This window comes from Micromonospora inositola, assembly GCF_900090285.1.
GTDB lineage: Bacteria > Actinomycetota > Actinomycetes > Mycobacteriales > Micromonosporaceae > Micromonospora > Micromonospora inositola.
In genome coordinates, this window is sequence record NZ_LT607754.1 from 3,394,080 (window position 1) to 3,420,940 (window position 26,861).

Consider the following 26,861-nt stretch of genomic DNA (forward strand, 5'->3'; position numbering starts at 1 on the left):
GCATGACACCCGACCGACTGCGCGCCGCGCTGCGGGGCGTACCCGATCAACGGTGGCTGGACGCGGCGCTGCGCCGCGTCGCGACCGAACCCGCGGCGGTCGCCCGGCTCTTCCCCGCCGCCGCGCGGCGCTGCGGGCGGGGGCCGCTGCCCGACCCGCCCGGCTGGACCGTCGACGAGGCCGCCCGGGTGCTGCTGCTCACCGCCCTCCCCGCCGACCACGCGGCGACGACGGCCGAGACCCTCTACCGGCACGGCGACGCGGCCGAGAAGCGGGCCGTGCTGCGGGCGCTGCCGCTGCTGCCGATCGGCGCGGCCTGCGTACCGCTGCTGCACGACGCCATCCGCACCAACGACACCCGGCTGGTCGCCGCCGCCCTCGGCCCGTACGCCCGGCACCTGGAGCAGGCGGCCTGGCGGCAGGCGGTGCTCAAGTGCGTCTTCACCGGCGTACCGCTGGCGGTCGTGGACGACCTCGGCGGCCGGGCCGACGGGGAGCTGGCGGCGATGCTGGCCGCGCTGGCCGCCGAGCGGCACGCGGCCGGCCGCACCATGCCCGCCGACGCCACCGACCTGCTCGACCGGCTCGGCGCCGGCTCGGACCTGACCACCGCCAGGGAGGCGTGATGCGCATCTTCGACCCGCACATCCACATGACCTCACGGACCACCGACGACTACGAGCGGATGGCCGCCGCCGGGGTGCGCGCGGTGGTGGAGCCGGCGTTCTGGCTGGGCCAGCCGCGCACCAGCGCCGCCACGTTCGTCGACTACTTCGACTCGCTGATCGGCTGGGAGCCGTTCCGGGCCGGGCAGTTCGGCGTCCGGCACCACGCCACCGTCGCGCTGAACCCCAAGGAGGCCAACGACCCGCGCTGTCACGCGGTGCTCGACCTGCTCCCGCGCTACCTGGACAAGGACGGCGTGGTGGCGGTCGGTGAGATCGGCTACGACTCGATGACCCCGGCCGAGGACGCCGCGTTCGCCGGCCAGCTCGCCCTGGCCGTCGCCCACGACCTGCCCGCCCTGGTGCACACCCCGCACCGGGACAAGGCGCGGGGCGTCGAGCGGAGCCTCGCGGTGGTCGCCGAGTCGGGCATCGAGCCCGGGCGGGTGCTGGTCGACCACCTCAACGAGGTCACCGTGAAGCTGGTCCGGGACACCGGTTGCTGGCTGGGCTTCTCCATCTACCCGGACACCAAGATGACGCCGCCGCGGATGGTCGAGCTGCTGCGGACGTACGGGACCGAGCGGATGCTGGTCAACTCGGCGGCCGACTGGGGGCGCTCCGACCCGCTGCTCACCCGGGCCACCGGCGAGGCGATGCTGCTCGCCGGCTTCACCGACGACGACGTCGACCGGGTGCTGTGGCGCAACCCGGTGGAGTTCTACGGGCAGTCCGGCCGGCTCGACCTCAGTGACCTGGACGCGCCCGCCCCCACCTTCGCCGGCAACTCCATCCTGCGCGGGGGCGAGTGATGCGGCTCCGGCACGCCGACGGCAGCACCGTCCACCTCGGCTACTGCACGAACGTCCATCCGGCGGAGGACCTGACCGGCATCCTCGGCCAGCTCGACCGCTACGCCGTGCCGGTCCGCCGAGCCCTCGACGCCGACCTGCTCGGCCTCGGGCTCTGGCTGGCCGCCCCGGTCGCCGCCGAGCTGGCCGCCGACCCTGCGCTGCGCCGGCGGCTGCGGGCCGAGCTGACCGTACGCGGGCTGGAGGTGGTCACCCTCAACGGCTTCCCGTACGCGTCGTTCCAGGCGCCCGTGGTCAAGGGCGCCGTCTACCACCCGGACTGGACCACCGGCGACCGGCTGGCGTACACCCTGCACCTGGCCCGGGTACTGGCCGACCTGCTCCCCGACGACGCGGCCCGGGGCTCGGTCTCCACCCTGCCGCTGGCCTGGCGGGAGCCGTGGGACGCCGACCGCGCGGCGGCGGCCCGGCGGCGGCTCGGGGAACTGGCCACCGGGCTCTCCGCGGTCGAGCGGGAGACCGGCCGGCCGATCCGGGTCGGCTTCGAACCGGAACCGGGGTGCATTGTGGAGTCCACGGGACAGGCGGGCGCGGTATTGTCAGCCATGGATACCGGCCGGCTCGGGGTCTGCCTCGACCTGGCGCACCTGGCGTGCGCCTGGGAGGAGCCGGTCGAGGCGCTGGCCCGGCTGGAGTCGGCCGGGCTGCCGGTGGTCAAGGTGCAGGTCTCCGCCGCCGTCGAGGCCGCCGACCCGGGCGACTCGGCCGAGACGCTGCGCCGCTGGGTCGAGCCCCGCTTCCTGCACCAGACCCGGGCCGCCGGCTGCGCCTCCGCCGCCGACCCGGCCGACCCGGCGTACGCGGCCGACGACCTGGACGCCGCCCTCGACGCGCGGCTGCCCGGGCCGTGGCGGGTGCACTACCACGTGCCGCTGCACGCGCCGCCCGAGCCGCCGCTGACCTCCACCCTGCCGGTGCTGCGGGCCGCCCTCGCCGGGCTGTTCGCCGGGCCGACCGCCGGCTGCGACCACCTCGACGTCGAGACGTACACCTGGGGGGTGCTGCCGGCGGCGCGGCGGCCGCGCACCGACGCGGAGCTGGCCGCCGGGATCGCTGCCGAGTTGGCCTTCGCCCGCGACGAGCTGGTCGCCGTCGGCCTCGCCGCCCCGGCCGGAACGGGGGTGGGGCGGTGAGCAAGCGGCTGGTGGTGCTGGACGTGGTCGGGCTGACCCCGCGCCTGCTGGCGCACATGCCCCGGCTGCGCGCGGTGGCCGAGGCCGGCTTCGCCGCCGAGCTGGGCACCGTGCTGCCCGCCGTCACCTGCTCGGTCCAGTCCACCTTCCTCACCGGCGAGCCGCCCTCCGGGCACGGGATCGTCGGCAACGGCTGGTACTTCCGGGACCTCGGCGAGGTGCTGCTATGGCGGCAGCACCACGCGCTGGTCGGCGGGGAGAAGCTCTGGCAGGCGGCCCGCCGGGTCGAGCCCGGGTACACGGTGGCGAACGTCTGCTGGTGGTATGCGATGGGCGCCGACGTGGACTGGACGGTCACCCCCCGCCCGGTCTACCACGCCGACGGCCGCAAGGAGCCGGACTGCTGGACCGACCCGCCGGAGCTGCACGACGTGCTCACCGACGCGCTCGGCACCTTCCCGCTCTTCACCTACTGGGGGCCGGGGGCAGGGCTGCCCTCGTCCCGGTGGATCTGCCGGGCCGCCGAGCGGATCCTGGCCGACCAGGCGCCCGACCTGACCCTGGTCTACGTGCCGCACCTGGACTACGACCTGCAACGCTTCGGCCCGAACTCGCCGCGCGCCGCCGCGGCGGCGGCCGAGCTGGACGCGGTGCTCGCCCCGCTGCTGGACGCCGCCCGGGCGAGGGACGCCACGGTGGTGGCGCTGTCGGAGTACGGCATCACCGACGTCTCCCGGCCGGTGGACGTCAACCGGCTGCTGCGCGCCGAGGGACTGCTGCGGGTCTACACCCAGGCCGGCATGGAGTACCTCGACCCGTGGACGTCCCGGGCCTTCGCGGTCGCCGACCACCAGGTGGCGCACGTCTACGTCCGGGACCCGGCCGACGTGCCTGCGGTGGCGAAGCTCTGCGCCGGGCTGCCCGGGGTGGCCGAGGTGCTCGACGCCGACGGCCAGGCCGGGTACGCGCTGGACCACGCCCGCTCCGGCGAGCTGGTGCTGGTGGCCGAGCCGGACGCCTGGTTCACCTACTACTACTGGCTCGACGACGCCCGCGCACCCGACTTCGCCCGGCTGGTCGAGATCCACCGCAAGCCCGGGTACGACCCCGCCGAGCTCTTCTTCGACCCGGCCGCCCCGGGCGCGGCGAAGCGCCGGGCCGGGGTCGCGCTGGCCCGCAAGAAGCTCGGCATGCGCTACCTGATGAGCGTGGTCGGGCTGGACGCCGGCGCCCGGGCGGTCCGCGGCTCGCACGGCCGGCTGTCCGCCGACCCGGCGGACGGGCCGGTGCTGCTCTGCTCGGACCCGTCCTCCGCCCGGGACCGGCTGGCCGCGACCGACGTGAAGGCGCTGCTGCTCCAGCTCGCCGGACTGGCCCGGGAGGCGCCATGACCATGACCGTCGTACCGACCGACCCGACCCTGCTGCGGGCGCGCTTCGACGCGGAACTCGCGGCGTTCCTGCACCAGCAGGGGCCGGGCCGGTCGGACGGCGTTCCGGGGGCCGTTCACGCCGTCCTGCACCGGTTCGTCCTGGCCGGAGGCAAGCGGCTGCGGCCCCTGTTCTGCTACTGGGGTTGGCGGGGCTTCGGCGGCCCGGACGCGCCACCCATCGTGGGCGCGGCGGCGGCGCTGGAGCTGTTCCACGCCTTCGCGCTGATCCACGACGACATTCTGGACGGCAGCGACCGCCGGCGCGGCCAGCCCACGGTGCACCGGCACTTCGCCGACCTGCACGCCCGGTCGTCCGGGCGGGGCGACCCCGAGGCGTACGGGCGGCACGCCGCCCTGCTCTGCGGGAACCTCTGCGTCGCCTGGTCGCAGGAGATGTTCCACGGCTGCGGGCTGGGCGCCGAGCAGCTCCGCCGGGGGTATGCGGTCTTCGCGCTGATGCGCGCCGAGGTGATCGCGGGGGAGTACCTGGACCTGGTCTCGGCCGTCGGGGACGGCTCGGTGGCGACCGCGTTGACCGTGATCCGGATGAAGACCGCCCGGTACACGGTGACCCGGCCGCTGCAGATCGGCGCGGCTCTGGCCGGCGCGGATCCGGCCGCGGTGGCCGCCCTCGCGGAGTTCGGCGACCCACTGGGGGACGCCTTCCAGCTCCGCGACGACCTGCTCGGGGTCTTCGGCGACCCGGCGGTCACCGGCAAGTCCACGGTGGACGACCTGCGTGAGGGCAAGCCCACGGTGCTGATGGCGTTGGCGCGGGTTGCCGCCGACCGGGCCGGGTCGGCACGGCTGCGGGCCCTCTTCGGTAATCCGGCGCTGGACGCGGCGGGCGCGGCCGAGCTGCGCGAGCTCATCGAGGACTCCGGGGCCCGGGAGCAGGTGGAGCGGATGATCCGGGTACGCGCGAAGCAGGCGCGGGCCGCGCTGGACCGGCAGTCGCTGGCGGAGCCGGCGCGGTCGGCGCTCGCGGACCTGGCGGCCCGCGCGGTGTACCGCCGGCACTGACCGCTCGGTGCGGACCGTGCCTCCGAGGGCCGACACGCCGCCCGTTCCCGATCCACGGGTGCGCCGGTCCCGGGACCGGCCGGCTGCCGTACCTTGGGCCGCATGGGACGCCTCGCGCAGTGGCGCCGGATCGTCCGGGCGCACCCGACGCTCGCCGACGCGCTGCTGGCCGCGGTGCTGTTCCTGCTCGGCGCGGCGGCGGTGCTCACCCTCGACGTGCCGTGGCTGGACGCGGCCGTCGTGGTGCTGCTGCTCTGGTTCGGCGCCGCGGTCGCCCTGAGCAGGACCGACGCGCCCACCGAGCCGGCGCCCAGCCTCAACCGGCTCGACGCCCTGGTGGAGGGGCTCGGCACCGGGCGGCCGGTGCGCTGGACCGTCGCCGGGCAGCCCCGGCCGCTGCCCGGCGCCGTCGACGTGGCGGCGTACCGGATCATCGAGGAGTCCCTGACCAACGCGCAGAAGCACGCCGCGGGCGCGGCCGTCGCGGTCCGCCTGCGCTACGACCCCGAGGGCGTCACCATCGAGGTACGCGACGACGGCCCGCCCCGCCCGGAGGCGGTCGGCATGCGCGAGCGGGCCGAGACCGTCGGCGGCGCCTTCTCCGCCGGGCCGCGTCCGGGTGGCGGCTGGCTGGTGCGGGCCGAACTGCCCGCCCCCGAGGAGGAGGCCGAATGACCGTCCAGCTGCTGCTGGTGCCGGGCCCTTCCCCGACGGTCTCCGTCGACCTAGAGTGAGGGCGGCGACCGCGAGGTGGCCGGTGACCCGACGGGAGGCGCAACCCGTCGGGCCCAGGCGCGGACCCGCGCCCACCGGTCCTCCGTCGAGGCCGCCCGCACCCGGTCGCCCTCGCCCCGGTCCGCTACGGAATCCCCCACCACGACAGGGGAGAAGGACAATGGCGCGACCCATCACGCTCTTCACCGGCCAGTGGGCCGACCTTCCGTTCGACGAGGTCTGCCGGCTCGCCGCCGAGTGGGGTTACGACGGCCTGGAGATCGCCTGCTGGGGCGACCACTTCGAGGTCGACAAGGCCCTCGCCGACGAGTCGTACGTCGACCGGAAGCTGACCACCCTCGCCAAGCACAACCTGCAGGTCTTCGCCATCTCCAACCATCTGGTCGGGCAGGCGGTCTGCGACCACCCGATCGACGAGCGGCACCAGGACATCCTGCCGGCGCGGATCTGGGGCGACGGCGAGCCCGAGGGGGTACGCCGGCGCGCCGCCGAGGAGATCAAGGACACCGCCCGCGCGGCGGCGAAGCTGGGCGTCAAGACGGTGGTCGGCTTCACCGGCTCGTCGATCTGGCACACCCTGGCGATGTTCCCGCCGGTGCCCCCGGCCATGATCGAACGCGGCTACCAGGACTTCGCCGACCGGTGGAACCCGATCCTCGACGTCTTCGACGAGGTGGGGGTCCGCTTCGCCCACGAGGTGCACCCCAGCGAGATCGCGTACGACTACTGGACCACCAAGCGGGCCCTGGAGGCGATCGGCCACCGCCCGGCGTTCGGGTTGAACTGGGATCCGTCGCACTTCGTCTGGCAGGAGCTGGACCCGGTCAACTTCATCTTCGACTTCGCCGACCGGATCTACCACGTCGACTGCAAGGACGCGAAGGTCCGTACCGGCGACGGCCGGCGCGGCCGGCTCTCCTCCCACCTGCCCTGGGCGGACCTGCGCCGCGGCTGGGACTTCGTCTCCACCGGCCACGGGGACGTGCCCTGGGAGGACTGCTTCCGGGCGTTGAACGCCATCGGGTACACCGGCCCGATCTCGATCGAGTGGGAGGACGCCGGCATGGACCGGCTGGTCGGCGCGCCGGAGGCGCTCCAGTTCGTCCGCCGGCTCGCCTTCGACGCCCCGGCGGCCGCCTTCGACGCCGCCTTCAGCAGCAACCGGGACTGACCCACGCCGCCGGGGCCGGCGCCGCCGGCCCCGGGCGGGCGTCGTGACGGGTGGGGTCCCGGCCGGGGCCGGCGCGGCTGTCCGGCAGATGCCTGATCGGCGGCTACGAACCTGATGACGTGAATGATTCACCGTCGGCCCCGCCGACGACGCATCGGCCGCCCGGGCCGCGGGATGGCGGCGGCCTGCCCGGCGCGGTGATTCACCCACGTCATCAGGTTGGTAACGTCCGCGCTGGTGGCTGATCCCCGGCGGCGGCCGGCGCCCGCCCGCCCCGATGTGAGCGCGGCAAGGACCGAGGCTGCGGGTCCGACGTGGCCGGACGGAGCGCCGTGCTCACGCCGTCGGACCGAGGGCCGCGCGCCCAGCCTGGGTCAGCGGGCCGCGAAGACGTGGTCGCTGATCAGGCGGGCCGCGCCGACCAGGGCGGCCCGCTCGTCCAGATCGGACAGGACGATCGGCATGCTGCCGGTGGCGAGCGGCGTCGAGCGCCGGTAGACCACCCCGCGGATCTCGGCGAGCAGCACGGGCCCGATGCCGGGGGCGGCCCCGCCGATGATCACGATGGCCGGGTTGAAGAAGCTGACCAGGCCGACCAGCACCTGCCCCAGCCGGCGGGCGCCGTCCCGGACCAGGGTCTGCGCGGTCGGGTCCCCGGCCGTCGCCGCCCGCGCGACGTCGGCCGCGGTGAGCGTACCGGCCTCCGCCACCCGGTCGGCGAGCGCCGCCGACCGGCTGCCGTGCGCGGCGGCGAGCGCCTCCCGGACCAGGGCGCCGTCCCCGCAGTACGCCTCCAGGCAGCCGGTGTTGCCGCAGTCGCAGAGCGGGCCGTCGTCGGTCAGCCGCAGGTGCCCGATGTCGCCGGCCCCGCTGGTAGCGCCCCGATAGAGCGCGCCGCCCAGCACCAGACCGCACCCGATGGCGCTGCCGAGCTTGACGTAGAGGAAGTCGTCGAACGCCCGGCCGGTGCCGGCGTGCAGCTCACCCAGCGCCATCACGTTGGCGTCGTTGTCCACCTGCACCGGGCAGCCCAGCTCGGCGGCGATCGCGTCGCGGACCGGGAACTGGTGCCAGCCCGGCAGGGCGGGCGAGGACACCGCGGCTCCCTCCGGAACCGCGACCGGCGCGGGCAGGGCCACGCCCACCCCGGTCAACCGGGACAGCCCCACCTCGGCGCGGAGCTTGCCGAGCAGTTCGACGGCGCGGCCGACGAGCGCCTCCGGCCCGCCCCGGACGTCGACCGGCTCGCCGAGGCGGGCGAGCACGGCCAGCTCGCCGTCGGTCAGCGCGACGTCGAGCCGCCCGGCGCTGACGGCCACCGCGCCGAAGCGGACCTGCCCGGCGACGCGGAGCAGGGATGAGCGGCGCCCGCCCCGGGACGCGGCCGGCCCGGCCGTCTCCACCAGGCCCTGGCTGGTCAGCCGGTCCACCTCCGCGATGAACCGGGCCCGGTTGAGTCCCAGGGCGTCGGCCAGCTCGACCCGCGAGCGGGCGCCGTCGTCGCGCAGCCGGCGCAGCAGCCGCGCCTGGTCCGGGTTTTCCGGCCCGATCAACGTCATCGCGATCACCTCCATCGGCGAATCTTCCACACCACCGTCACGGGCACGTGACGCGAGGGGGCCGCGCCCGGTTTCCCCGGGCGCGGCCCCTGCGGTGCTTCGGTCGGGTCGGTCAGCCCCGCAGACCCGACATGTGCTGGTAGCTGACCTCCGCGTAGCGCAGCGACCGGCCCGGGTCGGCGGCGCCGCCCGGCGCGTTGTCCTGCTCCCACATCGGGTTGTGGTAGCCCTTCGCGCCCATGTTGGCGAAGAAGGTGCCGTAGTCGATGTCGCCCTGGCCGAGCGGCACCATGTCGTAGCCGGCAGAGTTGGCCGGGTTGAACGCGCCGTCCTTGGCGTGGAACAGCGGGAAGCGCGTGGTCCGGGTCGCCACCGTGGCCAGCGGGTCGAAGACGTTCGTCTGCGTCACACCGTCCGGGTCCACGTAGCTGCGGTACCGGTACTGCGCCACGTGCGCCCAGTAGATGTCCATCTCGAACCAGACCCACTCCGGGTTGGTCAGCCCGAAGAAGTACTCCAGCTTCCGCACCCCGGAGGACCGGGTCGGCCGGCCCAGTCCGTCCAGCGGGCCGCTGTCCAGCAGGAAGTTGTACGCCGCGTCGTGGTTGTGCGTGTAGAGCTTCAGCCCCCGGGCGGCGGCCATCTCACCGAAGGTGTTCCACCGGTCGGCGGCGGCGTCCCAGTCGGCCTTGTAGTTGCTGCCGGTCGGGTCGTTGCCGGTGCCGATGTGCGTCATGCCGAGGATCTCGGCCGTGTCCAGCGTCTGCTCGAAGGCGGCGATGGTGTCCGGGGTGACGGCGCTCGGGACCGAGGCGTGCGAGCCGTTCGCCCGCAGGCCGTTGTCGTCCAGGATCTTGCGGATCTCCGCCGGGGTGATCTGCCGGCCGAGGATCGAGGTGTGCTGGGTGTAGCCGGCGAACTCGACCTCCTTGTAGCCGATCTCGGCGACTCGGCCGAGCACCCGCTCGAAGCCGTACGGCACGCCGGAGGTGTCCGGTGCGGCGCCGATCCGGTCGCGGACGCTGTAGAGGATGATGCCGCGCTTGCCGGTGGGGACGAGCAGGCCGTTGCCCTCGGCGGCGGCCGACGGGGCCCAGCCGGCGGCGCCGACGGCGACCGCGCCGGCGGCGCCGGCGACGGTGCCGAGCATCCGGCGACGGCTCATTCCGTGCTGTGTGTCGTTCATGTCCTGGCTGCCTTTCCGTGCTGACTGGTGATGGGGGAGTGGTGCTCCGGTGGTCCGGGTGGGGCCGCCGGCGGCGACCCCACCCGGTGCGGTGGTCACGGGGTGACGCCGATGCCCTGCCCGGTGAACTCGACCCAGTTGAGGTTGCCGAAACCACTGGCCGGGCCACCGGGAACGGTGGTGAGGACCAGGTAGAGCCGGTGCGTGCCGCCCGGGTCGGTGAGCGGCACGGTGGTGCTGGTGAAGGCGTTGTTGCCGCTGGTCGCGTTGACCGTCGCGGTGGTCAGCAGCGGGCCGGTGGGGGAGTCGAGCCGGAACTCGACGCCGAACCGGGGCTGTCCGGCGGTGGCCGCGCTGCCACCGGAGGTACGCAGCGTCACCGACTGCATGTTCTTGAGGTTCACGGTGTTGTTGATCGCGATCCAGTCGCCCGGGTCGAGGCTGCCGCGTTGCTGGCCGCCGCCGGTGTCGGCGCTGGTGCCCACCGTGGTGCCGGACTCGTCGGTGGCGAACTCGACCTCCTGCCGCTTGGCCTGGACGATCTGCTGGTCCACCGTGGTCAGCGCCGGCTGCCCGTTCGCCCCGCCGTCGGTGTACGACGCGCTGACCACGCCGTAGATGTAGCCGCCGTGGGAGGCGTCGTCCGGGTCGGTGGGCAGCACCCCGGAGCAGCCGAACTGGTTGGCCTCGCCGTGACCGTGCTGGTCGTGGCCGAGGACGAAGGTCACCTCGACCTTGGCGCAGTCGACCGGCCCGTCCTCGGGGTCGGTGACGGTCACCGACCACGGGATGTCGTCGCCCCAGCTGAAGAAGCCGCCCTCGAGCGGGGTGGTGACGGTGACGGTCGGCGCGGTGTTGCCGACGGTGATGGTGGTGTTCGCCGACGCGGTCTTGCCGCTGGAGTCGGTCACCGTCAGCCGGGCGGTGTAGACGCCGTTGGCGGTGTAGGTGTGCGTCGGGTTCGGGTCGATGGAGTCGGTGGTGCCGTTGCCGTCGAAGTCCCAGGCGAACGAGATGGAGTCGGCCGGATCCGGGTCCTTCGAGCCCTCGCTGGAGAAGGCGACGGTGAGCGGCGCGGTGCCGTTGGTCGGGGTCGCGTTCAGCACGGCGGTGGGCGCCCGCAGGCCCTTGACGTAGCTGAACTTCAGCATCGCCGCGTCCGGGTTGACGTTGAAGAACCCGTCCCCGTACGTGAGCAGGTAGAAGTTGCCGTCCGCGCCCCAGCGCATGTCCATCGGGTTGTCGCAGAGGAACGGCTTGGCCGGCGTGGTGGGTGCCTGTCCGCAGTTCAGCACATTGTTGATCTTCAGGATGTCACCCTTGTCGTCCAGCCGGACCTCCTTGAGGGTGTCCCGGGTGAACTCGCCGAAGAAGATCGCGCCGTCGTAGTACTCGGGGAACTTCGTCTCCGACCTCAGCTCCGGGTCGAAGTCGTACTTCGCCGCACCGTGCGGGCCGACGCCGCCCGTGCCGAGCTCGGGGAAGAGCACCGGACAGGTCTGCGTGGGCGTCGACAGGTACGACTCCGGGCACGGGGTGGGCGCCTGGAACGAGTACCACAGCTCGGACTTCTCCACCGCCGGCAGGTCGGTCAGACCGGTGTTGTGCCGGGAGGTGTTCTTCGGCGCCGCGCAGTCGAACGGCGCGACCGGCGAGATGGGGTTGGTGGTCCAGTTCATCTCGATGTACGGCAGGTTCGGCTGCACGCACATCGGCCAGCCGTAGTTCGCCGGCTTGTCGACCACCATCATCCGCCCGGTGCCCGCCGGTCCGCGGCCCACCTGAGGGGTCGAGGAGTCGGGGGAGTAGTCGGTGATGTAGGCGACGTCGTTCTTGTCGAGGGTGATCCGGAACGGGTTCCGGAAGCCCATGGCGTAGATCTCCGGCCGGGTCTTCGCGGTGCCCGCCGGGAACAAGTTGCCCGCCGGCACGGTGTACGACCCGTCCGCCCCGACCGTGACTCGCAGGATCTTGCCGCGCAGGTCGTTGGTGTTGGCGGCGCTACGCCGGGCGTCCACGAAGGGCGCCTGGTAGACCCCGGTGGCGCTGACCGAGTCGTTGTGCGGCGAGAAGCCGCCGGAGCCGCCGCCGCCGGCCGGGGTGTCGTCCCCGGTGACCAGCCAGAGGTTGTTCTTCGAGTCGAACGCGATGTCGCCGGCCACGTGGCAGCAGGCCCCCCGGTCCACCGGCACCTGGAGGATCTTCTGCTCGGTGCTCAGGTCCAGCGACGGGGTGTCCCCGTCGACGAACTTGAACCGGGAGAGCTGGAAGTAGCCCTTCCACTGGTCCCAGGCGGTCGGGTCGGTGCTGGTGGTGGGCGCGCTGCCGGTGGGGGTGTCCAGCGGCGGCGCGTAGTAGAGGTAGACCCACTTGTTGGTGGCGAAGTCGTTGTCGATCGCCGGGCCGTACATCCCGTCCTCGCTGTTGGTGTAGACCGGGATCTGCGCCAGCACGGTGGTCTGGTTGCTCGCCGGGTCGTGCAGGCGTACGCCGCCGCGCCGGTCGGTCTGGATCACCCGGCCGCCGGGGAGGACGTCGAAGCCGATCGGCTCGTTGACGTTGGGCTGCGCCCCGATCACCGTCATCTGGTAGTTGGCCAGCACCGTCGCGCCGCAGTCGCCGTCGGTCACCCCGGACGCCCACTGGATCGCGCCGCCGAGGTGGGCGCGCAGGTCGGTGCTGCTGTAGCTCTCCGGGGTGGCGCCGAGTCCGGTGTAGAACGACCGGCCGCCCTGGTAGTCCTTGCACCAGGTCACCGGGTGGTCGAAGCCCATGGTGCCGCCGGGGTACGTCTTCTCGTCCACGGTGGCCAGCACGTGCGAGACGCCCCGGACGTTGGCCGCGAAGTTGTACCACCGGTCCGTGGTGGCCCAGCGTTGCGGCAGCGTCTCGGAGGCGGGGTGGACCCGGTCGGCGACGGTGACGGTGGCCTTGCTGACCGCGGAGGCGGCGCCGGTGGCCCGGGTGCCGAGCAGGTTGGTGAGGAAGGACCAGCTCGGCTCCGCCTCGATCGCGGAGTGGACGCCGACGAAGCCGCCGCCGTCGCGGTAGTACTGCTCGAAGGCGGTCTGCTGGGCGTCGTTGAGCACGTCGCCGGTGGTGTTCAGGAACACCACCGCGCGGAACTGCTTCAGGTGTGGTTCGTCGAACTTGCGGGCGTCGTTGGTGACCTCGACGGTGAAGCGCCGCTCGCGCCCGAGCTGCTGGATGGCCTGCACGCCGGCCGCGGTGGCGGCGTTGCTGCCGCTGGCCGAGCGGGTGAAGACGAGCACCTTGTACTCGATGCCGTTGCTGACGGGTGCGGGTGTCGTGAGTGCCGGCGCGGCCTGCGCCGGGGTCGGCTGCTGTTGCGCCGTCGCGACGACGGTCGCTCCGACGAGGGCGAGCAGGCTCAAGTGGATGGCGGCCCTGCGGCCGAATGGTCTGCGCATCGAACCTCGCTCTGGTCAGGCGGGTCCGCCTCAGCCGGGACGAGGCTGAGGAGGTTCGCTGGGGAGGTGACGAGAGCCTGGCCAGGTTCTACGCAGGACGATATTTGCGTACGGGAAGAAAGAGAAGAGGTTCGAGGCGAAAGTTTCAGAGGAACTGCTCCTACTTTTGTTCGCCATCGGCAAAAGTCGCGCGGGGTCGAGGCTGGACATACGACAGCGGGCCGGTCACCCGAAGGTGGCCGGCCCGCTGTCGTCGGTGCGGGTCAGAGGGTGCTGGCGTTGGTGCCCGTGCCGGACGGCTTGGTGCGCGGGGTCGTGGCGGTCGACGACCCGGAGGTCGAGCCCGTCCCGCCCGTGCTGGACGAACCGGCCTTGGCGCCCACCGTGGCCGGCGTGCCGGCGAACGGCTTGTCGGCCGCGGTCAGCTCCTGCGTGCTGCCGTTGCCGCTGAGCTTCTCGCCGAGCTTGGTCTGCCCCAGCTTGTCCTTGCCCTCGCTGTACAGCCGGGTCGCCTGAGCCTGCGCGACGCCCGCCGCCTCCTGGACGGTCGGATGGTCGAGCACCTTGCGGCCTCGGACCACCAGCTCCTCGTACTTCTCCCGACCGGCACGGGCGCCCAGGACGAATCCCGCAGCCAGCCCGCCAAGAAACATGATCTTTCCGCGCATGGCGGCTCCTCTCGTACCTGACGCGCTGTCGTCCCCGACCGGGAACGACCCACTCGCGCCTACGTCCTCTGTCGGCGGCTAACTACCCATCCTGCTCCGCGCTCATGCCTCCGTGCGCCCAGATGACGATTTGTCCTTTTCTGAGTGGCGTCACGGGTTCCGGACCCGTGGGGTAACCCCCTGGACCAACACCCCCGGATGTCCTGTACTCTTGTCCCGTCGCACGGCACCGGGGAGATCCGGAACCGGGCGATCTACGGTCCCCCGTAGCTCAATTGGCAGAGCAGCCGGCTGTTAACCGGCAGGTTTTTGGTTCGAGTCCAAACGGGGGAGCTCAGCTTCGCGACACGCCCGTCGGCCCCGCCGGCGGGCGTTTTCCGTTGTGCCGACCCGGGCCGGTGGCGGCAAAACCGGCCCCTGCACCGGGCGGTCCCCGACGAGCCGTTTACGCCCCGGAGTCACCCCTTCACCGGCAGGATGGTCGATGTCGACCCAGGCTCCCGCTGCGTCGATTGGTGCGTCGATTCCAAGGGGTGGAGATGACCGGAGGACGGGGTCGTTGGACGGCCACCCTGATCGCGGTGGCGGTCGTGCTCGGCTGGCTGGTCGTCGGCGGGATCGCCGGGCCGTACTCGGGGAAGCTCGGCGAGGTCGCGACCAACGACAACGCCGCGTTCCTGCCCACCGACGCTGAGGCCACCCGGGCCCAGGACCTCTCCGCCGGCTTCCTGGAGAAGGAGACGACCCCGGCGCTCGTCGTCTACGAGCGCACCTCCGGGGTCACCCCGGCCGACGAGCAGCGGGTGCGGGCCGACGCCGCCCGGTTCGCCCAGCTGCCCGGCGTGGTGAGCCCGCTGCCGCCGCCGATCGTCAGCCAGGACCGCCAGGCCGTGCAGGTGATCGTCCCGATCGACGCCGCCGAGGGCGAACAGATCCGGCAGGTCGTCCACGAACTGCGCGACATCGCCGGCCCGGACCGGGACGGGCTGACCGTCAACGTGGCCGGGCCGGCCGGTCTGCTCGGCGACCTGATCGAGGTCTTCACCGCCATCGACGGTCCGCTGCTGCTGGTCACCCTGGTCGTCGTCCTGATCATCCTGCTGATCGTCTACCGCAGCCCGGTGCTCTGGATCTTCCCGATGCTCGCCGCCGGCATGTCGTACTCGCTGGCGTCGGTCTTCGTCTACTACCTCGCCAAGCACGACGTGATCAAGCTCAACGGGCAGGCGCAGGGCATCCTCACCGTGCTGGTCTTCGGCGCCGGCACCGACTACGCCCTGCTGCTGATCGCCCGCTACCGGGAGGAACTGCACCGCCACCACCGGCCGTGGGACGCGATGAAGACCGCCTGGCGGGGCGCCGCCCCGGCGATCATCGCCTCCGGCATCACCGTCATCGTCAGCCTGCTCTGCCTGCTGCTGTCCAGCCTCAACTCCAACCGGGCGCTCGGTCCGGTCGCCGCCCTCGGCATCGCCGCCACGCTGCTGGTCATGCTCACCTTCCTGCCCGCGCTGCTGGTGCTCGGCGGACGCTGGGCGTTCTGGCCGCGAACGCCCCGGGAGGACCAGGCGGACCCGCGGGCCGAGCACGGCATCTGGAGCCGGATCGTCGGCTTCGTCGCCCGCCGGTCCCGGGCCATCTGGCTGGTCACCGCCGTCGCGCTGGCCGCGCTCACCCTGGGCCTCAGCCAGCTCGGCGCCACCACCCTCGGCCAGTCCGACCTGTTCACCAGCCGCACCGACTCGGTGGCCGGCCAGGAGGCGATCGCCCGGCACTTCCCCGCGGGCACCGGCAGCCCGGCCACCGTCTTCACCACCCAGGCGACCGCGCAGCAGGTGGCCCAGGTGGCCCAGGGCGTGCCCGGCGTGGCCTCGGTCCGCCCGCTCACCCAGCAGGGCCAGGCCGGCCCGCCCGAGGAGAACGCGCAGCCCAAGGTGGTCGACGGCCGGGTGGAGCTGCAGGTGACACTGGCCGACCCGCCGGACAGCGACGGCGCCGAACGGACCATCCGCGACCTGCGCGCGGCGGTGCACAAGGTGCCCGGCTCCGACTCCGTGGTCGGCGGCTTCACCGCCATCAACGTGGACACCGCCGCCGCCTCCACCCGGGACCGCAACGTCATCATCCCGGTGGTGCTCGTGGTCATCGCCGTCGTCCTGGCGCTGCTGCTGCGCGCCCTGCTCGCCCCGGTGCTGCTCATCGCCACCGTGGTGCTGTCGTTCCTGGCCACGCTGGGACTCTGCGCGCTGATCTTCAAGTACGTCCTGGACTTCCCCGGCGTCGACCAGTCCTTCCCGCTCTTCGCGTTCGTCTTCCTGGTCGCCCTCGGCATCGACTACAACATCTTCCTGATGAGCCGGGTCCGCGAGGAGTCGGTCAAGCGCGGCACCCGCGCCGGAGTGCTCCGCGGCCTCGCCGTCACCGGTGGCGTGATCACCTCCGCCGGCATCGTGCTCGCCGCGACCTTCTCCGCGCTCGCCGTGCTGCCGCTGGTGGTGCTGGTCGAGCTGGGCGTGGCGGTCGCCATCGGGGTGCTGCTCGACACCATCGTCGTACGGTCGCTGCTGGTGCCCGCCCTGGCGTACGACATCGGGCCGAAGATCTGGTGGCCGAGCCGGTTGTCCCGGACGAGCCGCGCGGGGGACCGGGCCGGCGCGGAGGTGGAGCATGCTCGCTGAGACCGACGTGGTCGTGGTCGGCGGCGGCCTGGCCGGCCTCGCCGCCGCCCGCCGGCTGCACCGCGCCGGCGTGCCCTGGCGGCTGCTCGAGGCCGGCGACCGGCTCGGCGGCCGGGTCGCCACCGACCAGGTCGACGGCTACCTGCTCGACCGCGGCTTCCAGGTGCTCAACACCGCCTACCCCCGGCTCGGCACCCTGCTCGACGTGGACACCCTCGACCTGGGCTGGTTCACCTCCGGCGTGCTGGTCCGCCGCGGTGACCGCCTCGACCGGCTGGTCAACCCGCTGCGCGAGCCCACCGCGGCGGCGCGCACCGCCACCGCCGCAGTCGGATCCCTGCTGGACCGGCTGCGCTTCGCCGCGCTCGCGACCGGCTGCGCCACCCTGCCCGTGAGCAGGCTGCTCGCCGCGCCGGAGACGACCAGCGAGGCCGCGCTGCGCCGGGCCGGCCTCTCCGACGCCATGATCGAGGAGCTGCTCCGACCGTTCCTCTCCGGCGTCCTCATCGACCGGGAGCTGGAGACCTCCAGCCACGTGCTGGCCATGGTGCTGCGCTCCTTCGCCCGCGGCCGGCTCGGGCTCCCCGCCCACGGCATGGGCGCGCTGCCCCGAGCCATCGCCGACCCGCTGCCCGCCGACCTGATCGAGCTGGACACCCCGGTCGCCGAGGTCGCGCCCGGCCGGGTCCGCACCCAGGCCGGCGACATCGGCTGCCGCGCCGTCGTGGTCGCGGTGGACCCGCCGGCGGCGGCCACCCTGCTGCCCCGCCTCGGTCGGGTACGGATGCACAGTTACCACACCTACTACCATGCCGCCGACACCGCGCCGCTGGACGAGCCGATCCTGCTGGTCGACGGCGACCGACGGGAACTGGTCGCCAACACCGTGGTGCTCAGCAACGCGGCGCCGACGTACGCGCCAGCCGGGCGGCACCTGGTGGCCACCTCGGTGGTCGGCCCGCAGGCCCCGCCCGAGCCGGTGATCCGGCGGGAGCTGGACCGGCTCTACGGGCGGTCCACCGCCGACTGGACCCACCTGACCACCGTGTCGATTCCGGCCGCGCTGCCGGCCGCGCCCCCACCGCAGGGCCGGCTGCGCAAGCCCGTCGCGCTCGGCGACGGGCTGTTCGTCGCCGGCGACCACCGGGACAGCCCCTCCATCCAGGGGGCGCTCACCAGCGGGTGGCGCACCGCCGGAGCCGTCCTCACCGCGCTCCGCCCCAGCCAGGGCGGTCCGTCCGAGCCGGACGGGGGAGCCGAAGCCATCTCGTGATCACCTATGATCGCCGCCATGCCCGCACCCCTCCCGGCGATCGACTTCGACCCGGCCGCCGCCTTTCCCGAGGTCAACGACATGCGCGCGGCGCTCGCCGCGCGGGACTGGCCCCGGGTACGGCAGCTGCTCGACCCCCGCGACTGGGCGGGCCGGTCGTTGCTGGTGAGCGCCGCCGAGGACGTCGAAGGGGTCGGCGACTTCCTCCGTGCGGTGCTGGCCCAGAACCCCGGGGACACCGTCGCCGCGACGATGCTCGCCGCGCACCTGGTCGACGCCGGCTGGAAGATCCGCACCAGCCTGCGTGCCGAGCACGTCAGCCGGGAGCAGTTCGCCCAGCTCCACGACCACCTGCGGCAGGCCGAGCAGATCCTCATCGACGTCTGCGCCCGTGACTCCGGCAACGTCCTCGCCTGGCAGGAGCGGCTGACCACCGCGATGGGGCTGCAACTGGGCCAGGCCGAGGCCCGCCGCCGCTACGACCGACTGGCCCGGTACGCGCCGCACGACAGACGGTCGCAGTCCGCGCTGCTCCAGCAGCTCTGCCCGAAGTGGGGCGGCAGCTGGGACAAGGTCTTCGCGTTCGCCCGGGAGCGGATGCTGGCCGCGCCGGAGGGCGCCCAGAACGGCGTGCTGCTCGCCGACGCGCACTTCGAGCGGTACTTCGACTTCGACACCGACGGGGAGCGGGCCGCGTACGTGCGCGACCCGCAGGTGGTGCAGGACATCTGGACCGCCGCCCAGCGGTCCGTGCTGCACCCGCACTTCCGGCACGAACCCGGCTGGGTCTCCACCCGGTCCGTCTTCGCCCTCTGGTTCGGTCTGCTCGACCAGTGGGCCGCCGCGGCGGCCCAGTTCGCCGCCCTGGGACACCTGGGCAGCGAGTACCCCTGGTCGTACCTGGGTGGGACCAGCACACTCGACAAGTTCCGCACCGAGGCGTACGCGAAGGGTGGCCCCCGATGATCCGACAGTTGGACGTGGACGGGGTGCCCACGCTGCTGGCCCCCACCGCCGGACCGATGCGGGCTGGGCTGACCTTCCGGGTCGGCACCGCCGACGAGACGCTGGGCCGCAGCGGCATCACCCACCTGCTGGAGCACCTGGCCCTCGCCCCGCTCGGGCTGACCGACTACCACTTCAACGGCGCCACCGCGCCGATCTTCACCTCCTTCTACATGCAGGGCTCCGAGGCAGACATCGGCGGCTTCCTCACCGCCGTCTGCCGCACCATCCACGAGCTGCCCATGGCCCGGCTGGAGGTGGAGAAGGAGATCCTGCGCACCGAATGGAGCAGCCGCGGCAACGCGGCCGTCGACTCGGTGCCGCTGTGGCGGCACGGCGCCCGCGACCACGGCCTGACCAGCTACCCCGAGTTCGGGCTGCACGCGATCACCGAGCACGACCTGCGGGCCTGGGCGGCCCGCTGGTTCACCCGGGAGAACGCGGTGCTCTGGATCGCCGGGGACCGGGTACCGGCCGGGCTGCGGCTGGCGCTGCCCGCCGGCGTACGGCAGCCGGTGCCGCCGGTGTCGTCGGCGCTGCCGCACACCCCCGCGTACTTCGTCAACGGCTCGCGGGCCGTGGTGCTGGACTCGGTCGTGCGGCGCCGGATCGCCGCGGGCGTCTTCGCCGGGGTGCTGGAGCGGGAGATGTACCGCTCGCTGCGCCAGGAGGACGGGCTCTCCTACACCATCAACACCGGGTACGAGCCGCGCGGCGACGGCCACGCCACGCTGCGGGCCCTCGCCGACGCGCTGCCGGAGAAGCAGGACGCGGTGCTCGGCGGCTTCATCGACGTGCTGGCCAAGCTGCGGGTCGGTCGGATCGAACAGGCCGACCTGGACGCCACCGTGGCCAAGCGGGAGGACACCCTCGGCGCCGCCGAGGTGGACGCCGCGCGGCTGCCCAGCCAGGCGCTGGACCTGCTCACCGGCCAACCCACCCGCACCGTCGACGAGCTGCGCGCGGAACTCAAGACCGTCACCCTCGCCGACCTGCACCAGGTGGCCCAGGAGGTCACCGCCACCGCGCTGCTGATGGTGCCCGACGGCACCACCGCCGACTGGGCCGGCTTCACCGAGGCGCCCACCCGCTCCACCCACACCGTGCCCGGCACCGCCTACCGGGAACGGGAGGGTGACGGCGAGCTGCGGGTCGGCATCGACGGCGTCAGCTACGTCGGCCCCGGCGGCCCGCTCACCGTCCGCTACGCCGAGTGCGCCGCCCTGCTCGCCTGGCCGGACGGGGCCCGCCGGCTGATCGGCCACGACGCCATCTCGATGCACATCGAGCCGACCCTGTTCGACCTGCACCCCGGCGCCGTCGGGGTCATCGACCAGCAGGTCCCCGCCGATCGGCGCGTCCCCATGCCGGCCCGTCCGCCGGAAAAGATCCCCCAGCCGTACGCGGGCGGCAACCGGCCGCATCCGCAGCAGCGCCCGGCCCCGGTCAAGCGCGCCTGGTGGGAGGTCCCGCTGATGGTGCTCAGCGGCCTCGCCACCCTCGGCGTCGGCGGGATCACCCTGCTGCTCACCTTCGGCCTCTTCGTCGCCGACGAGTCGGACGGCGACATCGGCTGGCTGTGGGGCATGGTCGGGGTGGGCTGTCTGCTCACTGTTATCCTCGCGTTGCCCATCGTGCTGTTGCGGCGGCGGAGACGCTGAGAGACCGCCCGTTTCGGTGGTGGTCGGAGATCGACCGGGCGGGTTACGATCCGGCGCGGTAGCGGGGCGGTAGCTCAGCGGGTTAGAGCAGGGGACTCATAATCCCTCGGTCGCGGGTTCGAGTCCCGCCCGCCCCACCACGCGAAACCCCTGGTCAGGCATGCCGACGAGGACCTGAACGAACCGCGTCAAGATCCGGACCAACGCCGTCAGTCCGCACTGAGTTCGCAGCGGTACGACCCGCCGCCCGGTCCAGGCGGTCCGCCACCTGGTCCAGGTCGTCCTCGAACAGGTCCGCGTAGACGTCCAGCGTCATCGCCGCCGAGGCGTGCCCGAGCATGCGCTGCACCGCCTTCACGTTGGCGCCCTCGGCCGCCGCGAGACTGGCCGCAGTGTGCCGGAGCTCGTGCGGTGTCAGGCCGGCGAGGCCGATCGACTCCGCAGCTCGGTCGAGACGCGGCGGCGGAAGTTGTTGTTGCGCAGCACCTCGCCAGCCGGGGACGTGAACACCAGCTCGTCACGGGCGCGGCCGGCGAGCTGCGTGGCCATCGGCTCGACCAGGAACCGGGGGAGCGGCACCGACCGGCGTTGGTGCGTCTTCGGCGTGCCGAACACCGCCCGTCCGTTGACCTCAGTCACCGACTCCGCCACGAGCAACCGACGCTTCACCAGGTCCAGCGCCGCACCCGTAGCGCGGCCACGCACTCCCCAAGTGCGCTGATGCTGCCGAATTGTTCTCTTATGGATCAAGGGCGGCCCGCAAGCGGGCCGCGCCGGCCCGGCTCCGGCCTGCTGGCTACCTTCGGCCGGCATCGGCCGGGCCTGGCCGGCCACGCTGACGAGCGATCAGGATCACGAAGACCTCGGGGCTCCGCCCCGAGCCCCGGCCCTCCTCAGAGATCCGCTCTTTACTCAGCTGGGCGTCCAAAAACGCGGACGAATCGGCGCGGGTGTCATCCGTGCCTGGCCCGCGCAAGCGTTTACCGCCGTCACCGCCTGGGTCGATGAAACGGGTGAAATCGGTACGCGCCAGGCAATGCTCCGGCGATCATGGTGGGATGGGGCGACCATCGAAGCCGGCACCGACCGGGGGCATCCTGCGCGGCGAGGAGGACGCCCAGCAGGCCAGCTTCCTGGAGCTGTTCTTCGACCTGGTGTTGGTGTTCGCCCTGATCGGGGTCATAGGCCGGATGGTGCCGGACCTTCTCTCCGACAACGTCGGCGTGCGCTGGCTGGCGCTGCTGTACACGGTCGTTCTGGTCCTGCCGCTGCTCTGGCTGTGGACGACCACCGCGTACATCACGAGCCGGTTCGACTACCGCAACGGCTGGATTCAGCTGCTGGTCCTGGTCAGCGCGTTCGGCCTGCTGATCATGGCGACGTCCCTGTACGAGTTCGAGCAACGCGGCGCCTCCTTCGCCGTTGTGTACGTGTTGCTGCATATCGGACGCCCCTTGCTGCTCCGGCCGTTGTTACGGGAGCACGAGGAGGTACGGGCGCTCTACACCCGCCTGGCCATCTGGGCCAGCGTCTCCGGCGTCATCTGGCTCGCCGGGGCGGTGATGCGCGGAAACTACCGGTTGGCCCTGTGGTTGATCGCCATCACCGTGGACATGGTCGTGGCGCGGCTCGGATGGCCGGTACCCGGCATGCACCGAGCGCCCACCAGCGCGTGGGCGATGGCCAGCAGCCGACACCTCCCCGAGCGCTACCAGCAACTGTTGCTGATCGCGCTCGGCGAGACGGTGCTGTCCATAGGCCTCACGTACGCCAACCACCCCGCCACGCTCGCCGCAACGACCGCCCTGGTGATCACATTCCTGTCGTCCGTGCTGATGTGGCGGATCTACTTCTATCGCGCTGGCCAGGTGCTGGCCGAGGCCGTCGAGATGTCGTCGAACAAGGCAGCTGCCGGCGGGATCGTCGGCGTGGCCCATGTGCTCATGGTGCTCGGCATCACCGCCACCGCGGCTGGCTCGGAAATCGTGCTGGCGCACCCCCAGGGGCCCTCCGTGCCGGCCTGGCTCATGGTCATCCTCGGCGGGCCGGCGGTCTTCCTGTTCGGCCGCAGTCGGCTGGAACGGGTCGTCTTCAACCGGCTCGCCGTGCGCCGGCTCGTCGGCATCGCCGCTCTGGTCCTGCTGGCGCCGCCGCTGTTCTTCGGCCCGCCGCTGCTCGCCGCCATCGTCGCTGCGGTCGTGCTGCTCGGGGTCGCCGTCGCGGACGCTCGACGCGCCGCCGGCCGCCCACCGGAGGCCCCGTCCCCGTCCGCCTAGCGGAGGCGGTCCGCATCCAATCCGCAAGAGGTCCACGGACGGCAGGGGAGTGGTGAGAGATGCCGAAAGGTGTTTCCGCTGCTAGGAGCCCATCCTCGCTGCTTGCCTGGTCGCCCGTTTTGATCTCATAATCCCTCGGTCGCGGGTTCGAGTCCGCTGCGCGGATGCCGGCCCGGCCGCGAGCGGATGTGAGCCACAAAGAGGCGGCATCGGGCGCGTGACGCTACTTGCCGGCATCGATGGTGATACGCCAGGGCCTGTATTGCCGCGTTTCAGAAGTCCGAGCTGACGTCACGCCGAGATGGTCGGACGCCTCCGGTCAGGTTGCCGCCTTCACGAGGGGATACTGGCGCGACGCGGTGTTCTGGAAGACGGAACTGCCGGCTCTGCAGAGCAATCCTCTGGTGACCGGCGTCGGCATCATCAAGCGAGGGCTCAAGTGAGGCGGACGGCGACAGCGTGCGCTAGGACGGAGAACCAGTGGCGGGAGGCCTCGGGCGCTGGCTGCGCAAGCAGTTGGGCGCAGGTGGGCCGGTCCCGGCCGGTCGCAGCGGGGACCGGTACGCGGTCCGGGGCGACACGCCGGCAGCGGAGGCGCTGCGGGCCTGGTTGGCCGCCCGCGCCCAGCTGGAGGCCGCCTTCGAGCCGCTGGAGCGGCGGATGGACGCCGGTGTGGACCGAGCGGCGTTGACCGCGCTGCGGCAGCGGGAGACCCTGGCTTGGAACGAGTTCCGGACCCGGCGTCTGGAGGGGGAGCGGTAATGGCCGATCGGGATCTGCTCGACGCGCTGAGCGGTATGCAAGCGGCCTCCAAGGGCATCGACGCGGTCCTCGCGGCGGCGCGGGACGGACGTGGCGAGCTGGACCCGATGCTGATCGACGTCGAGGGGATCGAGCGCCACCGGGAGAGGTACCGGATGGAGCTGGACTACTTCGAGAGGTCGTACCGCGGCTGACGCCGCAGCGGCCGGTGGGGCCGTCGACACGGCGGTCCCGCCGGCCGCACCGTTACGGCAGCTCGCCCAGCCCGCAGATGCAGCACGAGCCGCAGCGCGGTCGGGGCGCTCGGCGACCTGGTCCAGGTCGTCCTCGAACAGGTTCGCGTAGACGACGTCCAGCGTCATCGCTGCCGACGCATGCCCCAGCACGCGTTGAACGGCCTCCACATTCGCTCCCTACGAGACCGAGCCGGCGGCGACCGAGTCCTTCCCCGCTCGTGGGCTTGCAGTTTGGTTGTCGTGTTCCAGGGAGCCGGGGCGGAGTGTTGTGCGGGGGGTGATGGGCAGGTTGCGTTTGTGGGCGCTGAGGCGATAGCGGGCAATGATTGTGTCGGCGACGTCCGGTGCGACGGGATGTCCCTCCAGGAAGTCGTCGATGTCAGCGTAGGTCAGCCCTAATGCGTGTTCATCTGGCTTGCTGGGTGCGAGGTCTTCCAGGTCGGCGGTTGGGGTCTTGTGAATCAGGCGTTCAGGAGCGCCAAGTGCTCGGGCCACGGCTCGGACTCGCCGCTTTGTCAGCCCGGCCAGGGGCACGATGTCGGCGGCCCCGTCGCCGTGTTTGGTGAAGAACCCCATGACCGCCTCGGCAGCATGGTCGGTGCCGACCACAAGACCGTCGAGTGCGCCTGCCCCGGCGTATTGCACGATCATTCGCTGCCGCGCCTTGATGTTGCCGAGCACGAAATCCTGGTGGTGCGCGTCGCGGAAGGTAAGCCCGGCGGTTGCCAGTGCACACAGGGCTGCGTCGCTGGCTGGCCGGATGTCGACAGTGAGCACGGTGTCGGGTTGGATGAACGTGAGCGCTAGGCGAGCGTCGTCCTCATCCCGCTGGCTGCCGTACGGCAGGCGCATCGCAACAAATGTGGCGTGGTGCCCGGCGTGGCGGGCTTCTTCGGCGGCGAGTTGGCACAGCCGCCCGGCAACAGCCGAATCGATGCCCCCGCTGATGCCGAGGACCAGGGTCCGGCGGCCGGTCGTGATCAACTGGTCGACGAGTAGTTGTGCTCGCCGGTCGGCCTCGGCTGCAGGGTCGAAGCCAGCTGTCACCGCCAGGTCCTCGGCGATGTGGCGCTGCCATCCGGCCGATGCGAGGTGTGCGTGACTCACCGCTGCACCTGCTGGATCGGCTCGGGATAACGGGCGCCGTTGACGGTGACGCGCAGCGCGTACAGGCTCGTGGCGGCGGTGATGAACAGGTGGTTGCGTTTGGGTCCGCCGAAGGTGAGGTTGGCGACGGACTCGGGCAGCAGCAGCTTGCCGATGAGGGTGCCGTCGGGGTCGAAGCAGTGCACGCCGTCCCAGGCTGCGGCCCAGACCCGACCGGCGTCGTCGAGGCGCAGGCCGTCGAAGCGTCCGAAGTCGCATTCGGCGAAGATCTTCCCGCCGGTCAGGGCACCTTCGGCCGTGACGTCGAAGACGCGGATGTGACTGGGTTCCTGGCGTGTGTCGGCGATGTAGATTCGCTGCTCGTCGGCGGAAAAGGCAAGACCGTTTGGCCGGCAGAAGTCGTCGGCGACGACTCGCAGGTCGCCGGTGGCCGGGTCGAGGCGGAACACGTAGCAGGCACCACCGAACTCGCTGTCGCCCTTGTTGCCCTCGTAGTCGCTGTGGATGCCGTAGCTCGGGTCGGTGAACCAGATCGTGCCGTCGGCGCGTACGACGACGTCGTTGGGGCTGTTGAGCCGCTTGCCGTGGAAGCGGTCGGCGAGCACGGTGATGGCGCCGTCGTGTTCGGTGCGGGTCACCCGCCGATTGCCCTGTTCGCAGGTGATGAGCCGGCCCTGGCGGTCAATGGTGTTGCCGTTGGCGTACCCGGAGCAGTGCCGGAAGACGCCGACGGCGCCGGTGGTTTCGTCCCAGCGCATGAGCCGGTCGTTGGGGATGTCGCTCCAGACGAGGTAGCGCCCGGCTGGGAAGTACACCGGGCCCTCCGATTTGCGTGAACCGGTGTGCAGGCGTTCGACGACGTAGTCGCCGTCGCAGTAGCGGAAGCGCTCGTCGAGCACCTGGAACTGAGCAGGGATGGTCTCAGCCACCGAAGCCTCCTCGGCTTGAGATGATGTTCGATAAGAAGCCTGTCCTGCCGAATCTGATATGGTCAACAGCAGTGTTATACGATTCACATCTTGGAGCGCATATGGACAGCATCGACCGAGCTTTGCTGGCGCAGCTGCAGGTCGACGCCACGCAGTCGTACGTGTCCCTGGGTCAGGCGGTCGGGCTGTCGGCGGGGTCGGCCCATGAGCGGGTGCGCAAGCTGCGCGAGCGCGGTGTCATCCGGCGTACCACCGTCGACGTCGATCCAGCCGCGGCCAGCCGCGGCGTGCTGTCCTACGTCATGCTGCAGGGAAGCGCCTGGATGGGCGACCCGCCGACCCGCGACGCGCTGGCGGACATCCCCGAGATCCAGGAGGCGCACGTCATCGCCGGGTCGGCGTCGTTGCTGGTGAAGATCCGCACCTCGACCACGGAGGAGCTGCAGGCCGTGCTGCGACGAGTCTTCGCCGTCGACGGCGTCACCGGCACCCAGACCATCGTCGTACTGGAGACCTTCTTCGAACGGCCCATGTACCTCGGCGGCAACGGTTCCAGCTAAGAGCACTACACCTGCCACTCACCGGCGACCATCAAATCCCGGCCCACGATCTCGTTGGCCTCGCGCCAGGCCTGGATCAGCTCCGGTCGGATGCGGAAGTACGGGTAGTTCCGCTGTTTCCGTGGGTCGAACCCTGTCTTTGCCGCAAACGCGTCGCCAACCTCGTCCGTGACCTCGTCGACGACCACCGCAGATCCCTCAATGAGCACCACGTCGCGGGTTGGCCCGATCGTGAGGCGGACCCGCCCGCTGGCGCGGAGGTTCCGAGCCGTGGGGTTGGTGGCCGCCGTCGAGATCAAGAGCGTCTCGCCGTCCGAGAGGAACGACAGGGGTACCAGATACGGCGTGCCCACGGGATCGGCGGTGGCCACCCAGGCGTCGACGTCGTGTTCGAGCCGGTGCAGTGTGTCCTTTTTGCGCTGCTCGGGCGGTCGGGGTGGGGGTGCCATGGCGTCGAGCCTCCTGTCCACGATTCGAGCGATGATTATTGATCTGCTGC

The 26,861-nt window shown here is 72.1% G+C and carries 24 protein-coding genes and 2 tRNA genes; 17 read left to right on the top strand and 9 right to left on the bottom strand.

All coding sequences use genetic code 11. The features are described 5' to 3' along the window. Positions 1–2: 2 nt before the first annotated feature. The 7 genes from GA0070613_RS16310 (at position 3) to GA0070613_RS16340 (ending at position 7,031) form a co-directional block, all read left to right on the top strand. Entirely contained in the window at positions 3–626 is a 624-nt protein-coding gene (locus tag GA0070613_RS16310) for an EboA domain-containing protein (protein ID WP_089013089.1), read from the top strand. After that, on the top strand, positions 626–1,477 hold the full coding sequence (locus GA0070613_RS16315; protein WP_089013090.1) for a TatD family hydrolase: 852 nt from the start codon (positions 626–628) through the stop codon (positions 1,475–1,477). The genes GA0070613_RS16310 and GA0070613_RS16315 overlap by 1 nt, the downstream gene beginning before the upstream one ends. Next, positions 1,477–2,670, top strand: a complete 1,194-nt coding sequence (gene eboE, locus GA0070613_RS16320; RefSeq protein WP_089013091.1) for a metabolite traffic protein EboE — start codon at positions 1,477–1,479, stop codon at positions 2,668–2,670. Before GA0070613_RS16315 ends, eboE begins: the two co-directional genes overlap by 1 nt. Further along, on the top strand, positions 2,667–4,061 hold the full coding sequence (locus GA0070613_RS16325; protein ID WP_089013092.1) for an alkaline phosphatase family protein: 1,395 nt from the start codon (positions 2,667–2,669) through the stop codon (positions 4,059–4,061). The genes eboE and GA0070613_RS16325 overlap by 4 nt, the downstream gene beginning before the upstream one ends. Then, positions 4,058–5,125 carry a polyprenyl synthetase family protein gene (locus tag GA0070613_RS16330; protein WP_089013093.1) on the top strand — a complete coding sequence of 356 codons (1,068 nt, stop codon included), beginning with the start codon at positions 4,058–4,060 and terminating at the stop codon, positions 5,123–5,125. Before GA0070613_RS16325 ends, GA0070613_RS16330 begins: the two co-directional genes overlap by 4 nt. Positions 5,126–5,227: 102 nt before the next feature. Further along, entirely contained in the window at positions 5,228–5,800 is a 573-nt protein-coding gene (locus tag GA0070613_RS16335; RefSeq protein WP_089013094.1) for a sensor histidine kinase, read from the top strand. Positions 5,801–6,020: 220 nt separating this feature from the next. After that, the gene (locus tag GA0070613_RS16340) at positions 6,021–7,031 is read left to right on the top strand and encodes a sugar phosphate isomerase/epimerase family protein (RefSeq protein ID WP_089013095.1); all 1,011 of its coding nucleotides are present in this window, start codon (positions 6,021–6,023) and stop codon (positions 7,029–7,031) included. 374 nt (positions 7,032–7,405) lie between these two features. On the opposite strand, the gene GA0070613_RS16345 is transcribed toward GA0070613_RS16340, so the two are convergent. From GA0070613_RS16345 to GA0070613_RS16360, 4 genes are all read right to left on the bottom strand, one after another. Beyond that, the gene (locus tag GA0070613_RS16345; protein WP_089015986.1) at positions 7,406–8,590 is read right to left on the bottom strand and encodes an ROK family transcriptional regulator; all 1,185 of its coding nucleotides are present in this window, start codon (positions 8,588–8,590) and stop codon (positions 7,406–7,408) included. A 112-nt stretch (positions 8,591–8,702) separates the two neighbouring features. Then, positions 8,703–9,776: a sugar phosphate isomerase/epimerase family protein gene (locus GA0070613_RS16350; RefSeq protein WP_231929237.1), complete on the bottom strand. Its 1,074-nt coding sequence runs from the start codon at positions 9,774–9,776 to the stop codon at positions 8,703–8,705. Between the two features lie 95 nt (positions 9,777–9,871). Continuing rightward, complete coding sequence (locus GA0070613_RS16355; protein WP_089013097.1) at positions 9,872–13,207, bottom strand: ThuA domain-containing protein; 3,336 nt, start codon at positions 13,205–13,207, stop codon at positions 9,872–9,874. A 263-nt stretch (positions 13,208–13,470) separates the two neighbouring features. Then, positions 13,471–13,875, bottom strand: coding sequence for a hypothetical protein (locus GA0070613_RS16360; protein WP_089013098.1), 405 nt, complete (start codon positions 13,873–13,875; stop codon positions 13,471–13,473). Positions 13,876–14,135: 260 nt separating this feature from the next. On the opposite strand from GA0070613_RS16360, the gene GA0070613_RS16365 reads away from it, so the two are divergent. From GA0070613_RS16365 to GA0070613_RS16390, 6 genes are all read left to right on the top strand, one after another. After that, a tRNA-Asn gene (locus GA0070613_RS16365) sits at positions 14,136–14,208 on the top strand. A gap of 206 nt (positions 14,209–14,414) precedes the next feature. After that, positions 14,415–16,553 (top strand): MMPL family transporter, encoded by a 2,139-nt coding sequence (locus GA0070613_RS16370; protein WP_089015987.1) that lies wholly within the window; start codon positions 14,415–14,417, stop codon positions 16,551–16,553. Continuing rightward, the gene (locus tag GA0070613_RS16375) at positions 16,543–17,826 is read left to right on the top strand and encodes an NAD(P)/FAD-dependent oxidoreductase (protein WP_089013099.1); all 1,284 of its coding nucleotides are present in this window, start codon (positions 16,543–16,545) and stop codon (positions 17,824–17,826) included. Before GA0070613_RS16370 ends, GA0070613_RS16375 begins: the two co-directional genes overlap by 11 nt. Before the next feature lie 18 nt (positions 17,827–17,844). Continuing rightward, positions 17,845–18,792 (top strand): hypothetical protein, encoded by a 948-nt coding sequence (locus tag GA0070613_RS33440; protein ID WP_231929238.1) that lies wholly within the window; start codon positions 17,845–17,847, stop codon positions 18,790–18,792. Next, positions 18,789–20,492, top strand: coding sequence for a M16 family metallopeptidase (locus GA0070613_RS16385; protein WP_089013100.1), 1,704 nt, complete (start codon positions 18,789–18,791; stop codon positions 20,490–20,492). Before GA0070613_RS33440 ends, GA0070613_RS16385 begins: the two co-directional genes overlap by 4 nt. Positions 20,493–20,555: 63 nt before the next feature. After that, positions 20,556–20,632 (top strand) — tRNA-Ile (locus tag GA0070613_RS16390). Between the two features lie 14 nt (positions 20,633–20,646). On the opposite strand, the gene GA0070613_RS33445 is transcribed toward GA0070613_RS16390, so the two are convergent. Together GA0070613_RS33445 and GA0070613_RS33450 are read right to left on the bottom strand one after the other, a co-directional pair. Then, positions 20,647–20,925: a tyrosine-type recombinase/integrase gene (locus GA0070613_RS33445; RefSeq protein WP_331716734.1), complete on the bottom strand. Its 279-nt coding sequence runs from the start codon at positions 20,923–20,925 to the stop codon at positions 20,647–20,649. Beyond that, positions 20,907–21,131, bottom strand: a complete 225-nt coding sequence (locus tag GA0070613_RS33450; protein ID WP_231929239.1) for a hypothetical protein — start codon at positions 21,129–21,131, stop codon at positions 20,907–20,909. Before GA0070613_RS33450 ends, GA0070613_RS33445 begins: the two co-directional genes overlap by 19 nt. Positions 21,132–21,550: 419 nt before the next feature. Here GA0070613_RS33450 and GA0070613_RS16400 point away from each other — a divergent pair, with 419 nt between their 5' ends. The 3 genes from GA0070613_RS16400 (at position 21,551) to GA0070613_RS32780 (ending at position 23,724) form a co-directional block, all read left to right on the top strand. Beyond that, positions 21,551–22,768, top strand: coding sequence for a low temperature requirement protein A (locus GA0070613_RS16400; RefSeq protein ID WP_157746363.1), 1,218 nt, complete (start codon positions 21,551–21,553; stop codon positions 22,766–22,768). A 480-nt stretch (positions 22,769–23,248) separates the two neighbouring features. Continuing rightward, positions 23,249–23,530, top strand: a complete 282-nt coding sequence (locus tag GA0070613_RS32775; RefSeq protein WP_172875722.1) for a hypothetical protein — start codon at positions 23,249–23,251, stop codon at positions 23,528–23,530. Further along, positions 23,530–23,724, top strand: coding sequence for a hypothetical protein (locus GA0070613_RS32780; protein WP_172875723.1), 195 nt, complete (start codon positions 23,530–23,532; stop codon positions 23,722–23,724). Before GA0070613_RS32775 ends, GA0070613_RS32780 begins: the two co-directional genes overlap by 1 nt. 219 nt (positions 23,725–23,943) lie before the next feature. Here the strand turns inward: GA0070613_RS32780 and nadE are convergent, their stop codons facing one another. After that, positions 23,944–24,873: an ammonia-dependent NAD(+) synthetase gene (nadE, locus tag GA0070613_RS16410; protein WP_197698908.1), complete on the bottom strand. Its 930-nt coding sequence runs from the start codon at positions 24,871–24,873 to the stop codon at positions 23,944–23,946. Continuing rightward, positions 24,870–25,802 carry an SMP-30/gluconolactonase/LRE family protein gene (locus tag GA0070613_RS16415; protein WP_089013102.1) on the bottom strand — a complete coding sequence of 311 codons (933 nt, stop codon included), beginning with the start codon at positions 25,800–25,802 and terminating at the stop codon, positions 24,870–24,872. The genes nadE and GA0070613_RS16415 overlap by 4 nt, the downstream gene beginning before the upstream one ends. 101 nt (positions 25,803–25,903) lie before the next feature. Here GA0070613_RS16415 and GA0070613_RS16420 point away from each other — a divergent pair, with 101 nt between their 5' ends. Then, a complete protein-coding gene (locus GA0070613_RS16420) occupies positions 25,904–26,362 on the top strand; it encodes an Lrp/AsnC family transcriptional regulator (RefSeq protein WP_089013103.1) in 459 nt (152 codons plus the stop codon). A gap of 5 nt (positions 26,363–26,367) precedes the next feature. On the opposite strand, the gene GA0070613_RS16425 is transcribed toward GA0070613_RS16420, so the two are convergent. Further along, positions 26,368–26,832: a pyridoxamine 5'-phosphate oxidase family protein gene (locus GA0070613_RS16425; protein WP_231929240.1), complete on the bottom strand. Its 465-nt coding sequence runs from the start codon at positions 26,830–26,832 to the stop codon at positions 26,368–26,370. Positions 26,833–26,861 lie beyond the last annotated feature (29 nt).